Below are 17,480 nucleotides of genomic sequence, written 5' to 3'. Positions count from 1 at the left end.
TTCCTTGTGAGTCAGGTATCCGCACCTGTACCGCGCGAGAACACGCGGGCTGGATTGTCCACCAGCATCGTCCCGATCTGTTCGTCCGTCACACCGTGGCGCTTGAGTCTCGGTACAAAGTGCTCGAGGATGTAGCCGTAGCCGAACCCGCCATAGTGCGTGAGCATCATCTTCAGAAAGACGTCCTGCGACAGCAGCAGCCGGCCGCCATAGCCGGCATCGATCAACGCACGAATCGCACGCGCATTCTCTTCGTCCGAGGGAGACTGCGCGTCTTCGTCCGCATAGTAGTAGTCCATCCCGATCATGTCGTATTCGAGCCAGGCGCCACGCCGTGCAAGCGTGTGCTGGTAGTCGACATCCGCGTGGCTCGGGTTCATATGACACAGCACGGTGTGTCGCAGGTCCGCTCCCTCTTCTTCGACGATGTCGAGTACGCGGTGGCCGTGCCTGGCCCAGCCCGGCAAATGGACCGATAGCGGGACGCCGGTCGCGGCGCTCGCGCGCGCGGCCCCGCGCAACGACTTCGTTTCTTCATCGGTGAACGCGGCCGATACGCCGATCTCGCCGATTAGCCCCGCGATCACGTCCGGCTTGCGGTCGAGCGCGCCGACTTCGAACATCAGTTGTTCGGCGAGATCGTCGATGCTCCGTTCACGCACATAGGCAGGATGCGAAGGCTCCAGATAAAAGCCCGTCGACATCACGACATGCAATCCTGTGCGGCGGGACACCTGTTGCAAAGCGACTGGATTGCGGCCAATGCCGATGTTGGTCGGATCGACGACGGTCGCGCCGCCGCGTTCGCGAAACTTCATCAATTCGTCGACCGCAAGATCGACATCGAGGAGCCGGCAGTTGTCGCGATTCATCAACGGATTCATCCGCAGCGCGCCAAGGATTCCGATATGCACCTTCTCCTCGCCAGTGTGGCGCCCGCCGCAGCACGACGCCGGCACCCATTTGTTCGACGCGTCGATCAGGATGTGCTCGTGCATCAAAGTCACGCCCATTTCGTCGACAGGCACGGGGCCGCGCACGGTCATCACGTAGCCGCTGTCGACGCCGATCGGCGTCGTGTCAGCGGGTCCAAACGTACGCAGGAAGTCGGTCATCGATAACCTCACGGTCAGTAAAGCGCTTTACAGCAGACGTTATGTCGATCAGGTTGTCCATGTCAATCGAACAAAAAATACGACAGTGGGTGCACCGGCTCAATCTGACATCGCTTAATGCCTTATTTTAGGCACTATTCTGGTGCCCGCCCGTCACCCCACCTCGGGTAACTACTGACCAGCGTATTGTCTGGAAATGCTTGACACGCGAGATATGGCCACGTTCAATCGGACCTAACGAAGTAAAGCGCTTTACAAACCCGGGGCGCGATGCCCTAACCCAAGTTCCTGAATCCGCCGACTCCCAATCGATGAGGCCCGCGTGACGCAACGTCGTTTCGTACCCGGTCTGAAAGACGTCGCCCGCACAGCGGGCGTGTCGATGGCGACCGTTTCTCGATACCTGAACGCCGACCTCGTGCTGCCGGCGGACACCGCGCAGCGCATCGACGCGGCGATCCGGCAGCTCGGCTACGTGCCGAACCTGCATGCGCGCAGTCTCGGCCGCGGCCGCTCGGATACCGTCGGCCTGGTGATTCCGGACATCGCGAATCCGTTCTTCGCGATGCTCGCGTCGTCGGTCGAGCAGGCGGCCGAAGCGAAAGGGCTGGGCGTACTGCTGAGCGCGACGTCGAACACCTCGAATCGCGAACTGCAATACGTGACGCGAATGCGGCGCAATCAGGTCAGCGGCCTGCTTTTCGTCAGCGCGCATCACCACACATCCGAGCTCGCGCAGGCGCTCAACGACACGCGCGGGCTCGTGCTGATCGACGAAGACATACCTGGCGTGCAATGCGCGAAAGTGCTGTGCGACAACTATCGCGGCGGGTGGCTCGCAGGCGAGCACCTGACCGGCTTCGGCCATCGGCGCATCGCGTTTATCGGTGGACCGTCGGAACTGGCGAGCACACGCGAGCGCTTTGCGGGCTTGCGTGACGCCGCTGCGGCGGCCGGTGCGGAAGTCGCGTTCGAACTGTACGGGCCGTATTCGGCTGGACAAGGCGAAGATGCGGCGCGCGCGCTGCTGAGCGTCGGCCGGCCACCGACGGCGGCGTTCGTATCGAGCGGTGAGATCGCATTCGGCTTACTGGATGCGTTGAACCGCGCCGGCGTCGCGGTACCGGACCGACTGTCGCTGATCGTGTTCGACGATGCCGGTCCACTGCATCTGTTCAATCCCCCTTTGACCGCGATCCGGCAGCCGATCGTCGAAATGGGCACGCGCGCCGTCGAACTGGTGCTGGCCGCCTCGCATGGCGACTCCGCGCAACCCGAAATCCGCCTGCCGGTGGAACTCATCAAGCGGGCGTCGGTGGCCTCGCCGCTGTCCGATTAACACAAGCTCAACTCCCTGGAGGTAGTCATGAACAAGGCATTACGCATTGCGTTCGTCAGTTGCACTGCTCTGTTTGGCCTCGTTACACGCACACCGGCAGCCGAACCGCCCACGTACGCACTGATCCTGATCAATCAGCAGGCAGTGTTCTTCAACCAGATGCGCAGTGGGGCGGAAGACGAGGCAAAAAAGCTCGGTGCGAAACTGGTCGTGTTCAACGCGAATGATGCGTCATCCACGCAGGTAAATGCGATCGACGACTACACGCAACAGAAAGTCGACGGCATTGCGATCGACGCGATCGACGTCAATGCGGTGCGCGGGGCGCTGCGTAACGCGAGCGCTGCCGGCATTCCTGTGGTCGGTATCGACGCGGTATTGCCACCGGGACCGCAGAAGGCGCAGGTCGGCGTCGACAACATCGTCGGCGCAAAGCAGATGGCCGCATATTTTCTCGACTACGTATCGAAGAATCTGCATGGCACCGCGCACGTCGGCATTGTCGGCGCACTAAGCTCGGTGATCCAGAATACGCGCCAGAAGGGCTTCACGGATGCATTGACGGTGAACAGCAAGGTGACGATCGCCGGCGTCGTCGATGGACAGAATACGCAGGACGTCGCGCTATCGGCCGCGGAAAACCTGCTGACTGCGAACCCTGACCTCGATGCGATCTATGCAACCGGCGAACCAGCCATGCTTGGCGCGATTGCGGCGGTACAGGCACAAGGCCGCGCGGGCAAGGTCAAGGTGATCGGCTGGGATCTCGCGCCGGAGGTCATCCGTGGCATCGAACGCGGCGTGGTGCTCGGCGTCGTGCAGCAAGATCCGGCCGCGATGGGCCGCGCGGCAATCGCCGCGCTGAACGATGCGCATACCAGCAAGCCGGTGCAGTCGGTCATCGCAACGCCGTTGACTATCGTGACGAAGGCGAACGTCGGCGCCTATCGCAGCCAGTTTGCGGCGGCGAAATGAGCACGAATCCGCACGCGACCATGCAGCCGGGCGCCGCCCATTCCGCCTCTTCGCGCGTGCCTGTGCTCGCGTTGAAGGGCATTCGCAAAAGCTTCGGTTCGTTTCCGGCATTGCGCGGCATCGACCTCGACCTATACCCGGGCGAATGTCTCGGACTGATCGGCGACAACGCTGCCGGCAAATCGACGTTGACCAAGGTGATGGCCGGCACCTACCTGCCGGATGATGGCGCGATTTTCGTCGAAGGCGACGAGGTGCGCTTCAACGGTCCGGCCGATGCGCGTGAACGCCACATCGAGATGGTGTACCAGGACCTGAGCCTGTGCGACACGGTCGACGTCGCCGGCAACCTGTTTCTTGGCCGCGAACTGTGCAAGGGCGGGATGTTGCAGCGCAAGCGCATGCAGGCCGAAGCGCGCACGCTGCTGGAACGGCTGAAGATCCGCATTCCGAATCTGAACCGCACCGTCGAACAGCTGTCCGGCGGCCAGCGGCAATCGATCGCGATCGCGCGCGCCGCATCGTTTTCACCGCGTGTGCTGATCATGGACGAACCGACGTCGGCACTCGCGGTCGCGGAGGTCGAGGCGGTGCTCGAGTTGATCAATCGCGTGAAGGCACAGGGCGTGGCGGTGGTGCTGATCACGCACCGGCTGCAGGACCTGTTTCGCGTATGCGACCGGATCGCGGTGATGTACGAAGGGACGAAGATCGCCGAGCGGCGGCTCGAAGAAACGACCCTTGAAGATCTTGTCCAGTTGATTGTCGGAAGGAGACACGGATGAGCACCACGTCGTACACCGAACGCGAACTCGGGTCGCGTTCACGCGACTACTTCGCCGCCCATGCGCAGGTGTTGTCGATTGCCGCATTTTTCGTCGGCTGCTGCGTGTTCTTCTCGTTCGGCAGCGCGAACTTCCTGACCGCGAGCAACGCACTGAACGTCATGCGCCAACTCGCGCCGATTCTCGTGGTCGGCATCGCGATGACGTTCGTGATCACGACCGGCGGCATCGATCTGTCGGTCGGCTCGATGGCCGCGTTGTGCAATGCGCTGGTGGCGATCCTGATCCAGCACGGCGTGCCCTGGCCGGTCGCGGTCGTCGCTACGCTGCTGCTGGGCGCCGCCATCGGCTGGCTGCAAGGCTGGATTTCCGCAAGCCAGGCGATTCCGTCATTCATCGTCACCCTCGCTGCGATGACGACATTGCGCGGCATCGCCCTGTATTCGACGAAGGGATTCTCGGTCGCGATCGATCCCGGTACCGGCTTCGACTTTATCGGCACCGGCACACTGTTCGATATCCCGGTGCCGGCGTTGATTGCAGTGATGGTATCGGTGGCAGGCTACATCTATCTGAATCGCGGGCGGTACGGCAGGCGCGTCGTCGCAGTCGGATCAAATGCGGAAGCAGCACGGCGTGCCGGCATGCCAACGCTGCGCATCAAGGCTTCGGTATTTCTGCTGACCGGTCTCGCGTCCGCAGTCGCCGGGCTGATTCTCGCGTCGCGTCTCGGCTCGGGCTCGTCGAATGCCGCGGTCGGCTTTGAACTGGAGGTGATCGCGGCGGTCGTGCTCGGCGGAACATCGCTGATGGGTGGGCGCGCAACGATCATCGGCACGATACTCGGCTCGCTGACCATTGCGGTGATCGGCAACGGGTTGATCCTGATGCATATCTCGCCGTTTTTTACGCAGATCGTCACGGGCGCGATCATCCTCGGCGCGATCTGGCTGAACACGCGCGTATTCGGCCGCTACAAGTCGGCAAAGAAATAAGGCACTCGCATGCAGATGAATACGGACATCAAGCAACACTCGCACACGGAGCGCCTGTTCGCGTCGGCTACGGACGTGTGGCAGGCAATGCAGGAGCACCGATTCGTCGTCGATATCGAGCGCGACCGCTTGCCGGCAGACTCATTCGCACGGTATCTGTCGTATGAAGGACGTTTCGTCGAAACGGCAATGGCGATTTTCGGCTACGCGCTGGTGAAGGCCGATACGATCGCGCACAAGCACTGGCTGATCGGCGTACTGAACGCGTTGTCGACCGAACAGGTGCCGTACTTTGAACGCACGCTTGCCGCGCTGGGCCTGCCCGCGTCCCACATCGACGCGCCGCTGCCGGTCCCGGTCACCGCATTCGATTCCGGCATGCTCGAGATCGCGCGGCAACGCACGTATGAAGAGGTGATCGTCTCGATGCTCGCCGCCGAATGGATGTACGGCACGTGGTGCACGCGTGCAAACCAGACGCCGAGCAGCAATCCATTCGTTCGCGAATGGGTCGCGCTCCACGCCGAGCCGACCTTTCTCAACCAGGTGCAATGGTTGAAGGACCAAGTCAACGGATGGTCGGAACAGCGCTTCGACTTCGCGCGCAGCAGCGCGATTTTCCGCAAGGTACTCGCGCTCGAGATCGATTTTCACAGCGCATGTTACGCCGCCTGACACTATTGACGGAGAAACGATGAATACACCGGCAAAACCGGTCTTCCGGACCAAACCGAATGCGATCGAAACGTTGTTCGGTACACGCAAGGCGGTACTGGGCATGATTCATTGCCTGCCGTTGCCGGGCGCGCCTCGCTACGACGGCCAGCCGATCGACGAGATCGTCGATTTCGCGGTGGAAGAGGCGAAGGTCTATGCGCAATTCGGGCTCGACGGCATCGTCGTCGAGAATCACGGCGATATTCCCTTTGCGAAGCCCGAAGACCTCGGGCCAGAAACCGCCGCGGCGATGGCGGTGGTGGCCGGCGCGGTGCGTCGCGCGGTGGGCTTGCCGATCGGCATCAACGTGCTCGCGAACGGCGCGCTGCATGCGATTGCCGTGGCCAAAGCGACCGGCGCGTCGTTCGTGCGGGTCAACCAGTGGGCCAATGCGTATGTCGCAAACGAAGGCTTTATTGAAGGGCCGGCGGCGGCGGCAACGCGCTATCGCGCGCGTTTGCGCGCGCAGGATATCCAGGTCTTCGCGGACGTCCATGTCAAACATGGCGCACACGCGATCACTGCCGACCGCTCGCTGGCCGAACTCGCTCGCGACGTCGAATTCTTCGATGCCGACGCGGCGATCGTCACCGGTCAGCGCACCGGCGATTCTGCGACGATGGACGAGCTTCGCGCGATCGCGCAAGGCACGTCGCTGCCCGTCGTGATCGGCTCGGGAGTGAATCCGTCGAATGTCGGCGAACTGTTCACGGTTGCAGACGCGGTGATCGTCGCGAGCTTTTTGAAGCGGGATGGCGTGTGGTGGAATCCGGTCGATCGCGAGCGCGTCTCGACGTTCATGAAAGAAGCCGTGAAGGCGCGTGCATGAACGGGCCGAACCGACTATTCGTGGTCGGCAATGCGGTGTCCGATCTGACCTTGATGGTGGAGCGCGCGCCGCACGCGGGGGAGTCCATTCTTGCGGACCATATGCAACGCGCACCAGGTGGCAAGGGCCTGAATCAGGCAGTCGCCGCGCACCGCGCGGGCGCCGCCGTCGTATTTCAAGCGACCATCGGCGACGATGGCGAAGGCTCGGACATCGCCGGGCGCCTCGCCGCGGAGCGCATGTATGAGTTGCGGCTGACGCGCCACGCGCTGCCGACTGATCTTTCTGTGTTGACGGTTGCACGTAGCGGCGAAAACGCCATTATCACGACCGCGGGCTGCACGCGCGCACTGAGCGCAACCACCCTCGTCGCGCAAGTCGCAGATATCACGGCGGCGGATACGCTGCTGATGCAGGGCAATCTGTCGCTCGAATGCAGCCGCGCGGTGATCGATCACGCGCGCGCGGCGGGCGCGAAGGTTATGGTCAACGCGGCACCGTGGTGCTGGCCGGACACATCGGCGCTCGCGCTATGCGAAGGGGTGGTTGCGAACGAGGGCGAAATTTGTGCGATCGCCGGTGTGGACGACCCCGAGCTCGGTGCAGCGCAGTTACTCGCACAGGGTCCGCGGTGGGTGATCGTTACACTAGGCGCGCGCGGTGCGCTGGTCGCACGCGGCGACGAGCGCTTGCATTTGCCTGCCGCGGCGGTCGTGCCTGTCGACACGTCGGGCGCAGGCGATGTTTTTTGCGGCGTGCTCGCCGCACTCTACACGCGAGCGGTGCCGTTCCTGCATGCGATTGAATGCGCGCAACATGCCGCGGCAATCACGGTTGGAAGGCCCGGTACTTTTTCGGCCATACCTTCCGCCGACGAAATCCGGCACGTGATACGCACCACGACCGGCCGCGCCGCGGCACACAATACAACGAATGACGTGCTCGTGTGGACGGGCAGCTTCAACCAGGGAAATTAGTGTTGGTGTGGACGGCGCGACGCGCCAACTTTCCCGAAAATTCTCACCGTTTTCCAATTGATACGAGCCCGCTAGAACTTCACCCTCAACTGAAACCCGATCGTAAAAGGCAGGTTATCCGAAGGAATAGGCGGCACGATGATGAAGTTCATCCCGACGCGCTTGTACTCGGTCATCACGATCGGCGCCGCGACCGGGCCGACCGAATGATTTCGTCCGAGGCCCCAGTTGCCGTAGTTATAGCCGGAGATAATGCCGCCAATCACGGCTAGCCGCACAAAGCCCCAATGTGCGAACTCCGGCGCCCAAACACCGCCGCCGTAATACGAAGGACGGCGCAACGAATTGCGAAAGCCGCCCGCAGTGAGCATCCATTCGTTGTTGAGCCAGCATTCGACGCCAAGCCCCGGATTGAACTCCTCGAAGTTCGTGCCCGGATCGGGATCGATGTGATACGACGCGAACATTGCGTCGACCCACACACCGCCCGAGCACCAGTCAGCGTGCGCGGACGTCGCCGCCAGGCCGACCGTAAGCGCCACGATAAAGCGCTGCAAATTTTTCTTGATGTTCTTGATCTGCCGAAAACGCATGTCCTCTCCGCCGGCAGTCGAATGCCGGTGTCGTTCTAAAACCGCGGTCTTTTATCGATTTGCTTCCCGTGCTTCCCGCCGCGCACTCTACCCCACATTCTGTAACGATCGTGTGGAATATCCGTTCGATACGACAGGTTGACGAAATGGCTTGGCCGCAGCAGGCTGGACAATAGCGGAAGGGCGATGACAGAGCGGTGAACGTCCGGTAAGAACGTTCACCGTAGGCTTCACGTAATGATGCTCAGCCGTCGAATTAGAGACCGAGGTCCGACAGCCCCGGATGATCGTCCGGGCGACGGCCGAGCGGCCAGTGGAACAGGCGGTCGCTTTCGCGGATCGGCATTTCGTTGATGCTTGCGTGACGATGCGCCATCAGGCCGTTGTCGTCGAACTCCCAGTTCTCGTTACCGTACGCGCGGAACCACGTGTTCGAATCGTCATGAAACTCGTATGCAAAGCGCACCGCGATACGGTTGCCGGTGAAGGCCCACAACTCCTTGATCAGCCGATAGTCGAGTTCGCGCTTCCATTTGCGACGCAGAAGTTCAACGATCGCCTCGCGGCCGGTGACGAATTCCACGCGGTTGCGCCAGACGCTTTGCGGCGTGTACGCGAGCGACACCCGCTCAGGGTCGCGCGTATTCCAGCCGTCTTCAGCGCCGCGTACTTTCTGGATCGCGGTTTCGCGCGTGAATGGCGGAACAGGCGGGCGGGTTTCGATTTCTGCCATGATGAGCTCCTAGGTTCGATTACGGTCTCTTGCTGTGGATCGCTGTCCGCCGGATGGCGAACGGGCATGGGGGTGATACGCATCAAGTACATGTTCGGCCGCGCTGCGCGCATCGAGCGCCGCGTCGGGGTCACCGCTGACGAGCGCAACGCCAATCGCGCCGTCAATCAGAATCAACAGTTGGCGCGACAGCCGCGCCGCGCGTCGCGCATCGATGCCTGCCGATGCGGCGAAGTCGTCGCATTGCGTGCGCACGAACGCGAGCAGACGTTCCTTATGCTCGCGCGCGACCACGCGGATGGGGTCGTCAGGCGACGCGATTTCGCCGGCCGCGTTGAGAAACGCGCAGCCATGAAACTGCCCGGAAGCAAACCATTCGCGCAATACGTCGAACATCCCGAGCAGACGCGCATGAGGTCGCTTTCCATGACGTTGCGTCCCTTCGATAAACCATTTCATCCAGCGCTCGTCACGCCGCTCGAGCGCGGCCGCGACCAGCGCATCCTTTGATTCGAAATGCGTATAGAAGCTTTTGCGCGCGGTGCCAGACTGCCTGACGATTGCATCGACGCCAGTTGCATGAATGCCGCCCGCGTAGACCAGCGCTTCGGCCGCTTCGAGCAGCCGCTCGCGCGCGGAACCGGATTCGGTCATTGGGGAATCGTTCGAGGTAGCCATGCGACGAATGGTAGAACGATCATTCTACCTACGTCAAGTATGCTCAAGTATGTTTTTTGCGGATACGCACGATGGCGTGCGCGATTGCCTGCGATACGGCGTTGCGCGCGTGCGCGAGCGTGCCGGACGATGCGGGGTCAAACCATTGGAGGAGACGGGACGTGAAGAAAACCGCTGTCTGCGCGGCCGTCGTGCGCGCGCTGCTGATCGTCGCAGCTGCGACGTTTGTATCGACTGCCTGTACGCCGCTGGAGGTGGTCACGCATACCGTCAGCACCAATGAGTCGCGCGTGCCCGTCGGCCAGTACAAACTCGACGCGAATCATTGGAGCGTGATATTCGACGTCGATCACTTCAAGTACTCGCGCTTCGTGATGCGCTTCGATCGCGTCACCGGTCAGCTTGACTGGCGCGAACGCGGGATGGAAAACAGCTCGGTGGCGATCACGATCGATGCGGCCAGCGTCGACACGAATGTGCCGCAGCTCGACAAGATGGTGAAGGGCGACGACATGCTCAACGCTGCGCGCTATCCGGAGATTCGCTTCGTCAGCACGCATTTCGAGCGTACCGGCGAAGCGAGCGGCAAACTGACCGGCGATCTGACGATTCACGGCACCACGCAGCCGGTCACGCTCGATGTGAAGTTCAACGGGTATGGCCGCGACCCGCTGACCAAAGCGGATACGCTCGGCTTTTCAGCGGAAGGCCGTTTCAGCCGCTCGAGGTTCGGGCTGACGACGTGGTATCCGGCCGTCGGCGACGATGTGCACGTGCGCATACAGGCGGAATTCGACAAGCCGCCGGCGGGCGCGGCGGGTTGATTCAAGCAGCGCGGATCAATGCCGCGCGATTGGGAAACACCAAGTCTCGATGGTGGATTGGATCATACGGTCCAGTCGAGAATCACCTTGCCGCTTTCGCCAGACAACATCGTCGCAAACGCGCGCTCGTAATCGTCGAGCGCAAAGCGATGCGTGAGAATCGGCGACAGGTCGAGCCCGCTTTGCAGCATCGCGACCATCTTGTACCAGGTCTCAAACATCTCACGGCCATAAATGCCCTTGATTTCGAGCCCTTTGAAAATGACCTGATTCCAGTCGATCGACGTTTGCGCCGGCGGAATGCCGAGCAGCGCGATCTTGCCGCCATGGTTCATCGCTTCGAGCATGCTGGTGAATGCGCTCGGCACGCCCGACATTTCGAGGCCGACGTCGAAGCCTTCAGTCATATGAAGGTCCGCCATCACATCGCGCAGCGTCTCGCGCGATACATTGACCGCGCGCGTCGCGCCCATCTTGCGCGCCAGCTCGAGCCGGTAATCGTTGACATCGGTGATCACGACGTTACGTGCGCCGACATGTTTTGCAATCGCAACCGCCATGATGCCGATCGGCCCAGCACCGGTAATCAGCACGTCTTCACCGACCAGGTTGAACGACAGCGCGGTATGCGTCGCGTTGCCGAACGGATCGAAGATGGCGGCGAGATCATCGGAAATCTCGGGCGGAATCTTGAACGCATTGAACGCCGGAATGACCAGAAATTCGGCAAACGCACCCTCGCGATTCACACCGACGCCGACCGTATTGCGGCACAAATGGCGCCGCCCTGCGCGGCAATTGCGGCAAAAGCCACAGGTGATGTGCCCTTCTCCGGATACGCGATCGCCGATCGCAAAGCCCTTCACTTCCTGGCCCATTTCGACGATCTCACCGACGTACTCGTGACCGACATGCATTGGCACTGGTATCGTCTTTTGCGCCCAGTCGTCCCACTTCCAGATATGGATGTCGGTGCCGCAAATGGCGGTGCGGGTGATGCGGATCATCACATCGTTATGGCCGACTTCGGGCTTCTTCACGCGGGTCAGCGTCAGACCCGGCGCGCGTTCGAGTTTTGCCAGTGCTTTCATGTGTGTTCCTGCGAATGTTCGAATGATGCGAAGCGCGGCGTTCAGATCACACCGAGCGAGCGGCCGACGCGCGCAAACGCGTCCACCGCGCGATCGATCTGTTCGGACGTATGGGCGGCGCTCATTTGCGTGCGAATCCGCGCGCGGCCGCGCGGCACGACCGGGAACGAAAAACCGACGACATAGACGCCTTCATGCAGCAGCGCATCGGCCATGCGTGACGCGAGCTGCGCGTCGCCGAGCATCACCGGAATGATCGGATGCTCGCCCGGCACGAGCGTGAAGCCGAGCGCGCTCATCGAGCGGCGGAAATGCGCGCCGTTCGCCCGCACCCGTTCGCGCAGACGCGCGCCTTCGTCGCTCGCGAGCAACTCGAGCACCTTCAGTGAAGCGGCCGCGATACTTGGCGTCAGCGTATTCGAGAACAGATACGGGCGCGAACGCTGACGCAGCAGATCGACGACTTCCTGACGGGCCGCGACGTAGCCGCCCGACGCGCCGCCGAGTGCCTTGCCCAGCGTGCCGGTGATGATGTCGACGCGCGACAGCACGCCGCAATGTTCGGGCGTGCCGCGGCCGTGCTCGCCGATGAAACCGACCGCGTGCGAATCGTCGACCATCACGAGTGCGCCGTAGCGGTCCGAGAGGTCGCAGATGCCGACGAGGTTCGCAATGATGCCGTCCATCGAGAACACCCCGTCGGTGGCGATCAGCTTGAAGCGTGCACCTGCGGCATCGGCCTCGCGCAGCTTTGCTTCGAGATCGCCGAGATCGTTATTCTTGTACCGATAGCGCTTTGCCTTCGACAGCCGCACCCCGTCGATGATGCTCGCATGGTTCAGTTCATCGCTGATGATCGCGTCGGATTCGTCGAGTAGCGTTTCGAACAGTCCGCCGTTCGCATCGAAGCAGCTCGAGTAGAGGATGCAATCGTCGGTCTGCAGAAAGGCGGACAATGCGCGCTCCAGTTCCTTGTGCACCGTCTGCGTGCCGCAAATGAAACGGACCGACGCCATCCCGAAGCCGTCGCGGTCGAGTCCTTCCTTCGCCGCGGCGATCAACCGCGCGTCGTCGGCGAGGCCCAGATAGTTGTTGGCGCAGAAGTTCAGCACATCGGCGCCGCTTTCGAGCTTGACTTCAGCCGCTTGCGGACTCGCGATCACGCGTTCGGTCTTGAAGAAACCGTCCGCGCGAATCTGGTCGAGCGTGCCGCGTAGATGGGTAAGGAAAGCATCACGCATGAATGAAGCTCCTGATCGGTTGAGCGGGCCGCGGCACGTGTGAACGGCGACGCGGCGGCCTGCCAGGCCTGTTATAGTCGGTTGTCAGCTTTACCGGACATATTCGATTTTTCGAATTTAAGTTCGATATATCGAACAACTCTAAACGATAGGTCAGCAAATGGCAAGTTCGGTATCCCGCCGTACCGCACGCGGCGCGGCCGCAGCAGCAGCGCCGGTGGCGTCGACGGTGGCGGCGCCGCCGCGCGTCGGCGAGCAGATCCAGCGGCTGCGCGGCGAACGCAAAATGACGCTCGACGATCTGTCGCGCGCGGCCGGCGTGTCGAAATCGATGCTGTCCGAAATCGAGCGCGACAAGGCGAATCCGACCATTGCCGTTGCATGGCGACTGACGAACGCGCTTGGCGTGAGCCTCGATTCACTGTTTGCGCCACCGAAGGCGCCTGAGGCAATCGCCGTGTCCGGACCGCACGAGATCCCTACGTTGAGCGGACACGAGGCGAAATACCAGTTGCGCGTCTGGGGGCCGATCGAACTCGCCGGCAAGTTCGAGTGGTATGAGCTTACGCTTGAGCCAGGCGGTGCGCTGGTGTCAAACGCACATGAACCGGGCACACGCGAGCACCTGACGGTGCTGCATGGCGCGATCGACGTTGAAGCAGCAGGTGCGACGAAACGGTTGAAGACCGCGGACACGGCGCGCTATGTCGCCGACGAGCCGCATGCGATCCGCAATGCGGGCAAAGGCGAGGCGAAGGCGCTGCTGGTCGTGATTCACGGCTGATTTGCGGCGCGGTTGGAGCCTGGTTGGGGCCGGTTGACGGTGCTTGCGGAAGATACTGTATATTTGTACAGTATACGGCCTATCGACAGCGACCGGAGCCGCCATGAACAGCCCGTCCACCGATTCCGACGCCGCATTGGCGGCGTTGCGCTACCGGCATGCCGCACGCGACCTCGAGCACATCGTTCGCCGTATCGCGTCGCGCTATATCGCGCAGCACGTCCCGCTGACATGGCGGCTGCTGCACGCGATCGAAGCAGAAGCGCTCGCCGATCTCGGGTTCGCGAGCCGGCACGACGCGCTGATGCTCGGCCTGTTTCAGCGGCCGACCGGCCTGCCATATCCGGAAACGGATGACCTCGTGAACTTCGGGACATCGAATGCGCTGCCGGCGGTGTTCGCCTTTGCGGTCGTCGCGTATGAGCAGGCGCAGCAAGGAGCGTCTCAACTTGCCGCGCGCACTCAGCCAACGCGAAGCAGGCGGCGCACGCGTGCATGGGGTGGATAGTGGCGTGAGCCGTATGTCCGTTGATGCGTCGGCCGATGCGCGGCGGTCGCGCCATTGAAAGAGCCATCCGCTTGCGTCTACTATTCGCGCAACTCACGGAGAATCGCGCGTGGCTTCTCCTTCACACTCACAGTCATCGGGCACTGGCGACCTGTTCGATCGCGAACGCGAAGACTGGCTGCGCAACCCCGCCATCGCATTCGATGCGTGGCTCGCTACCCAGCAGTTCCGCGCATCGTCGGCACAGGTCTACCGCGCACAGTGGGGACTCTTTCTCGACTGGCTCAGCGTGCGGCGCAAGACGCTTGCGACCGTCGACCGGCGCTCGATCGCCGACTTCGTCGCGGGCCTGTCCATCCGCAAACCACAGCGTGCGCGGTATTTGCGCCTGATCGAACGGGTTCTCGATCACATTCACTATATCGAAGCCGCTTCGACCAATCCGGCGCGGTTCATCGCACAAGATGGCGAGGCGGGCTGGCGCAATGCACGCGACAACGAGCCCACCGGGTTTCTGTCCACCGCCGAACGCGCAACGCTGATGGCTCATCTTGCGTCGCCTGTTATGGCTGCATCGGGTGCACAGCGTTGGCGCGAATATCGCGATCGCGCGCTGGTAGCCGTTTTCCTCGGCGGCGGACTGAAAACCGGCGAGGCTATCGCTTTAACGCTGCGCAACGTCGGCAGCGACACCGCGTGGCTCACCATCGATGATGACAACCCCCTGTTGTCACACCGCACGCGGCTTCTGCCATTTGCCGTCACGATGCTTGGTGCGTGGCTCGAAGTGCGCGCAACAGTAGGACTTCCAGGTACATTGGTGTTTCCCGCTTCGTCGTCAGGACGGCCGATGCATAAGGCAACGACGTTGCGATCCATCGATGCATTGATCGATGCGGCCGGAATTGCCGCATCGCGTGAAGCGCGTGCAAGCCCGCAAACGCTGCGTAATTCATTTGCAGCCGATCTGTTTGAAAGCGGCGTCGATCCGGAACGCGTCGGCGAATGGCTCGGCTTCGTGCAACCGGTGTCGGCCCATCGGCTGCATCGCGCGTGGAAAACGTGGAGTAGCCAACAGGTGGCGCACATCGCCATTGACGGTGAGTCCGACTCAGCTGAAGCGTGAACCGGTGATGCGCGTACGCGCGGCCCCTCACCGAAGCAACACTTCCCGTAAAGGCTCACCCTGGCAATCCCGAATAAGCTCACCTTGACACGAAAACCGTTGTGCAACATGGGGTTACGTCGGCGCGGAGACCGCGCCGACCGACAGGAAGCGCGTCACCGCTTCGAGCCGCGACGTACCCGTTCCCGACGAGTGCTCGCACTCCGGGCAGGACAGTTCATAACGGTGATCGACTTGTGAAAGTTCGGGCTCACCCGCCTCACACTTCGGACAACGTGTGGGCAAAACGACATGGCCATCGACCGCGGTACCGATCGATGCAAGTTCATCGGCAGTCAACCTGTCCGCACTCGCGAGGGCGCATAGCAAAGTCGCGACGGAAGGGTCGATACCTTGCTGCGCGCGCAGCGCCGCGAGCTGTCGTGTCATTAGATCGAGTTCGTCCGATTGCTCGCGCAATTGCGCATCGAGCCGATCAGCGCGCGCCTTGGCCGCCGCGAGTTGCTGGATGAAGTCGAATTCCTTGCGGCTCGCGTCGCGAACACCCGACTGATAGGTAGCGGCCATACTGCGTAGGGAATCGAGCTCGACCAGCATCGGCTTGACGCGCCGCTCCGCTTCGGCCACTGCGTCCTTGATCTGTTGTGCGTAGTGCTCGGTGCTTTCCCGCATCTGCTCGTGCAACGAGTCGACCCGGTCCCGCAACGCGGCGTTTGTCGCCTGCTCGGCCTCGAGGCGTTTTTTTAGTGTGTCGTTTTCTGCATCGAGCCGGCGGACCGACGCCTGCAGATTTTCCTGATGCGCGCTGCCGTGCGTCGACGCAGCGGTGAGTTGTGCCTCGAGCACGCGCACGCGTTCCCATGCGGCGTCCGCGCGCGCTTCGCTGCGCGCGATGGCCTGTTCGGCGGCCTCGTGCCGGATTTTGCCGTCGTGCATTTCCTGTTGCGCGGCCGCAATGGACGCCCGCATTTCGGTGCGTTCCTCGTCGAGCGACGCGCGCGCGTCAGCGAGTGCTTCCTCGTACAGTGTGCCGAGCAATTCGCCGGCTCGTTCTTCCAGTGACTTCGGAATTGCGCCGGCACCGATGCGCACGCGCGACGCGTGACGGATGCGCTCCCAAAAACTGTCAATGTCCTTCGGGATGTCGCTTGCGCTGCCGGTTTGGGTCAGGTCGCGGACCGCGGCCATCGACGGTCGGATACCGAGGTCGAAGAACAATCGTTTGCACGCGTGCAGTGAAAGCTCTTGACGCCGGGCGCCATTCTGCCGCATCGAATCCAGTTCTCGCCGGATCGCCTCGCGCTCGTCATCGAGGTTCATGGTGCCCCATCGAAGGTAGGATTCGATGAATCATAACAAGTTACGTATCATTTGCTACGTTTTTTCGGTGTTTACGCCCCGTATTCCTTGCAGTCTGCTTCGAGCGAGCTATCGACTACGCTTACCGGCGAATCCAAAGGGGCATCCGTGAAACAAAGCGAAGAATAGACGATAACCCACTGTACTTAAAAGATTTTCACGGTTCGTACCATTGCGACCCTATGTTTCACGACGCGAAACGAACTGCAACGTCGGGTTTGCCTCGCATTTTTTTTCGAGACTCACGGGCTTCTCTTGAGAGATATAAAAGTAAACACCCTTGAACCTTGGTTAAAAACGTTAACGCCACGGCAAACCGTTACCGGGTAAGGGTCTCCGGCATATCAGGTGAAGTTTTACGGGAGCCTGGGTGAGCCGGCACGGGATGGTGCAGTGAAGGGATTCGGGGCGCTCGGTGAGTCACTGCGGGAAAGTTCGTGAGCGGGTTCGGGAATACCCGGCAAAAACAAGTTGGGGCAAAGGTGAGTGTTTTCGGGGGGGAAGCTCGATTGCGTCCATATTCTGCATGAAGCGCGACTTTTCCACTGGAGCAGGCCAAGGTGAGACGTTCCGGGACGTCATCCGAACGTCGTTTTTGGCCTTTTTTGCCCGCCCAAAATGAAACCGGTGAGCAGGAACAGGAGCGCAGCGCCCTTTCAGGTGAGGTTTTTCGGGGAGGGACGGCGGTGGCGTGCTGGATTTGGTCTCCGCCGACGCTAAAGGTGAGCGTTTTCAGGAGTCAGGGACGTGCTTTTGCGCCTGACCGGTGGTTTTGAACGGCTAAACGGCAAAAGGTGAGGGAATACAGGGG

18 protein-coding genes are annotated in these 17,480 nt (G+C 61.7%); 11 read left to right on the top strand and 7 right to left on the bottom strand.

The window, feature by feature from the left end:
* Window positions 1–11: 11 nt before the first annotated feature.
* The gene (locus BX592_RS01700) at window positions 12–1,115 is read right to left on the bottom strand and encodes a phosphotriesterase family protein (protein ID WP_134189900.1); all 1,104 of its coding nucleotides are present in this window, start codon (window positions 1,113–1,115) and stop codon (window positions 12–14) included.
* A 322-nt stretch (window positions 1,116–1,437) separates the two neighbouring features.
* Between BX592_RS01700 and BX592_RS01695 the strand changes: the two genes are divergently transcribed.
* From BX592_RS01695 to BX592_RS01665, 7 genes are read left to right on the top strand one after another with little or no spacing between them, the layout of a single operon-like run.
* Window positions 1,438–2,454, top strand: coding sequence for a LacI family DNA-binding transcriptional regulator (locus tag BX592_RS01695; protein ID WP_134189899.1), 1,017 nt, complete (start codon window positions 1,438–1,440; stop codon window positions 2,452–2,454).
* Window positions 2,455–2,481: 27 nt separating this feature from the next.
* On the top strand, window positions 2,482–3,429 hold the full coding sequence (locus BX592_RS01690) for an ABC transporter substrate-binding protein (RefSeq protein ID WP_134189898.1): 948 nt from the start codon (window positions 2,482–2,484) through the stop codon (window positions 3,427–3,429).
* Window positions 3,426–4,214 (top strand): ATP-binding cassette domain-containing protein, encoded by a 789-nt coding sequence (locus tag BX592_RS01685; RefSeq protein WP_243849237.1) that lies wholly within the window; start codon window positions 3,426–3,428, stop codon window positions 4,212–4,214. Before BX592_RS01690 ends, BX592_RS01685 begins: the two co-directional genes overlap by 4 nt.
* A complete protein-coding gene (locus tag BX592_RS01680) occupies window positions 4,211–5,209 on the top strand; it encodes an ABC transporter permease (protein ID WP_134189897.1) in 999 nt (332 codons plus the stop codon). The genes BX592_RS01685 and BX592_RS01680 overlap by 4 nt, the downstream gene beginning before the upstream one ends.
* A gap of 9 nt (window positions 5,210–5,218) precedes the next feature.
* Window positions 5,219–5,884: a TenA family protein gene (locus BX592_RS01675; protein WP_243849236.1), complete on the top strand. Its 666-nt coding sequence runs from the start codon at window positions 5,219–5,221 to the stop codon at window positions 5,882–5,884.
* Between the two features lie 19 nt (window positions 5,885–5,903).
* Window positions 5,904–6,755 (top strand): BtpA/SgcQ family protein, encoded by an 852-nt coding sequence (locus tag BX592_RS01670; RefSeq protein ID WP_134189896.1) that lies wholly within the window; start codon window positions 5,904–5,906, stop codon window positions 6,753–6,755.
* On the top strand, window positions 6,752–7,732 hold the full coding sequence (locus BX592_RS01665; protein ID WP_134189895.1) for a ribokinase: 981 nt from the start codon (window positions 6,752–6,754) through the stop codon (window positions 7,730–7,732). Before BX592_RS01670 ends, BX592_RS01665 begins: the two co-directional genes overlap by 4 nt.
* A 71-nt stretch (window positions 7,733–7,803) precedes the next feature.
* Here BX592_RS01665 and BX592_RS01660 read toward each other — a convergent pair whose 3' ends face one another.
* The 3 genes from BX592_RS01660 to BX592_RS01650 all read right to left on the bottom strand — a co-directional run bounded on the left by BX592_RS01660 (window position 7,804) and on the right by BX592_RS01650 (window position 9,736).
* A complete protein-coding gene (locus BX592_RS01660) occupies window positions 7,804–8,325 on the bottom strand; it encodes a hypothetical protein (protein WP_134189894.1) in 522 nt (173 codons plus the stop codon).
* A 256-nt stretch (window positions 8,326–8,581) separates the two neighbouring features.
* Entirely contained in the window at window positions 8,582–9,058 is a 477-nt protein-coding gene (locus tag BX592_RS01655; protein WP_134189893.1) for a nuclear transport factor 2 family protein, read from the bottom strand.
* A gap of 9 nt (window positions 9,059–9,067) precedes the next feature.
* Window positions 9,068–9,736, bottom strand: a complete 669-nt coding sequence (locus BX592_RS01650) for a TetR/AcrR family transcriptional regulator (protein ID WP_134189892.1) — start codon at window positions 9,734–9,736, stop codon at window positions 9,068–9,070.
* A gap of 161 nt (window positions 9,737–9,897) precedes the next feature.
* On the opposite strand from BX592_RS01650, the gene BX592_RS01645 reads away from it, so the two are divergent.
* Window positions 9,898–10,560, top strand: a complete 663-nt coding sequence (locus BX592_RS01645) for a YceI family protein (protein ID WP_377681575.1) — start codon at window positions 9,898–9,900, stop codon at window positions 10,558–10,560.
* A gap of 62 nt (window positions 10,561–10,622) precedes the next feature.
* Here BX592_RS01645 and tdh read toward each other — a convergent pair whose 3' ends face one another.
* Both tdh and BX592_RS01635 read right to left on the bottom strand, forming a co-directional pair.
* A complete protein-coding gene (gene tdh / locus BX592_RS01640) occupies window positions 10,623–11,651 on the bottom strand; it encodes an L-threonine 3-dehydrogenase (protein WP_134189890.1) in 1,029 nt (342 codons plus the stop codon).
* Between the two features lie 41 nt (window positions 11,652–11,692).
* Entirely contained in the window at window positions 11,693–12,892 is a 1,200-nt protein-coding gene (locus BX592_RS01635) for a glycine C-acetyltransferase (RefSeq protein ID WP_134189889.1), read from the bottom strand.
* A 148-nt stretch (window positions 12,893–13,040) separates the two neighbouring features.
* Here BX592_RS01635 and BX592_RS01630 point away from each other — a divergent pair, with 148 nt between their 5' ends.
* From BX592_RS01630 to BX592_RS01620, 3 genes are all read left to right on the top strand, one after another.
* On the top strand, window positions 13,041–13,676 hold the full coding sequence (locus tag BX592_RS01630) for a helix-turn-helix domain-containing protein (protein WP_208327831.1): 636 nt from the start codon (window positions 13,041–13,043) through the stop codon (window positions 13,674–13,676).
* 103 nt (window positions 13,677–13,779) lie between these two features.
* The gene (locus tag BX592_RS01625; protein WP_134189887.1) at window positions 13,780–14,184 is read left to right on the top strand and encodes a DUF2471 family protein; all 405 of its coding nucleotides are present in this window, start codon (window positions 13,780–13,782) and stop codon (window positions 14,182–14,184) included.
* A gap of 109 nt (window positions 14,185–14,293) precedes the next feature.
* Window positions 14,294–15,310 carry a tyrosine-type recombinase/integrase gene (locus tag BX592_RS01620; RefSeq protein ID WP_134189886.1) on the top strand — a complete coding sequence of 339 codons (1,017 nt, stop codon included), beginning with the start codon at window positions 14,294–14,296 and terminating at the stop codon, window positions 15,308–15,310.
* A gap of 114 nt (window positions 15,311–15,424) precedes the next feature.
* On the opposite strand, the gene BX592_RS01615 is transcribed toward BX592_RS01620, so the two are convergent.
* Window positions 15,425–16,630, bottom strand: coding sequence for a DNA-binding protein (locus BX592_RS01615; protein WP_134189885.1), 1,206 nt, complete (start codon window positions 16,628–16,630; stop codon window positions 15,425–15,427).
* Window positions 16,631–17,480 lie beyond the last annotated feature (850 nt).

The organism is Paraburkholderia rhizosphaerae, from assembly GCF_004366595.1.
Taxonomy (GTDB): Bacteria; Pseudomonadota; Gammaproteobacteria; order Burkholderiales; family Burkholderiaceae; genus Paraburkholderia; species Paraburkholderia rhizosphaerae.
Note: the sequence above shows the minus strand (reverse complement) of the source record. Positions and strands in the feature narration are given on the sequence as shown.

Bases quoted from the DNA above. Each gene is read 5' to 3' on its own strand.
- BX592_RS01700 (WP_134189900.1), bottom strand. From the start codon at position 1,115: ATGACCGACTTCCTGCGTACGTTTGGACCCGCTGACACGACGCCGATC.
- BX592_RS01690 (WP_134189898.1), top strand. From the start codon at position 2,482: ATGAACAAGGCATTACGCATTGCGTTCGTCAGTTGCACTGCTCTGTTT.
- BX592_RS01685 (WP_243849237.1), top strand. From the start codon at position 3,426: ATGAGCACGAATCCGCACGCGACCATGCAGCCGGGCGCCGCCCATTCC.
- BX592_RS01680 (WP_134189897.1), top strand. From the start codon at position 4,211: ATGAGCACCACGTCGTACACCGAACGCGAACTCGGGTCGCGTTCACGC.
- BX592_RS01675 (WP_243849236.1), top strand. From the start codon at position 5,219: ATGCAGATGAATACGGACATCAAGCAACACTCGCACACGGAGCGCCTG.
- BX592_RS01670 (WP_134189896.1), top strand. From the start codon at position 5,904: ATGAATACACCGGCAAAACCGGTCTTCCGGACCAAACCGAATGCGATC.
- BX592_RS01665 (WP_134189895.1), top strand. From the start codon at position 6,752: ATGAACGGGCCGAACCGACTATTCGTGGTCGGCAATGCGGTGTCCGAT.
- BX592_RS01660 (WP_134189894.1), bottom strand. From the start codon at position 8,325: ATGCGTTTTCGGCAGATCAAGAACATCAAGAAAAATTTGCAGCGCTTT.
- BX592_RS01655 (WP_134189893.1), bottom strand. From the start codon at position 9,058: ATGGCAGAAATCGAAACCCGCCCGCCTGTTCCGCCATTCACGCGCGAA.
- BX592_RS01650 (WP_134189892.1), bottom strand. From the start codon at position 9,736: ATGGCTACCTCGAACGATTCCCCAATGACCGAATCCGGTTCCGCGCGC.
- tdh (WP_134189890.1), bottom strand. From the start codon at position 11,651: ATGAAAGCACTGGCAAAACTCGAACGCGCGCCGGGTCTGACGCTGACC.
- BX592_RS01635 (WP_134189889.1), bottom strand. From the start codon at position 12,892: ATGCGTGATGCTTTCCTTACCCATCTACGCGGCACGCTCGACCAGATT.
- BX592_RS01625 (WP_134189887.1), top strand. From the start codon at position 13,780: ATGAACAGCCCGTCCACCGATTCCGACGCCGCATTGGCGGCGTTGCGC.
- BX592_RS01615 (WP_134189885.1), bottom strand. From the start codon at position 16,630: ATGAACCTCGATGACGAGCGCGAGGCGATCCGGCGAGAACTGGATTCG.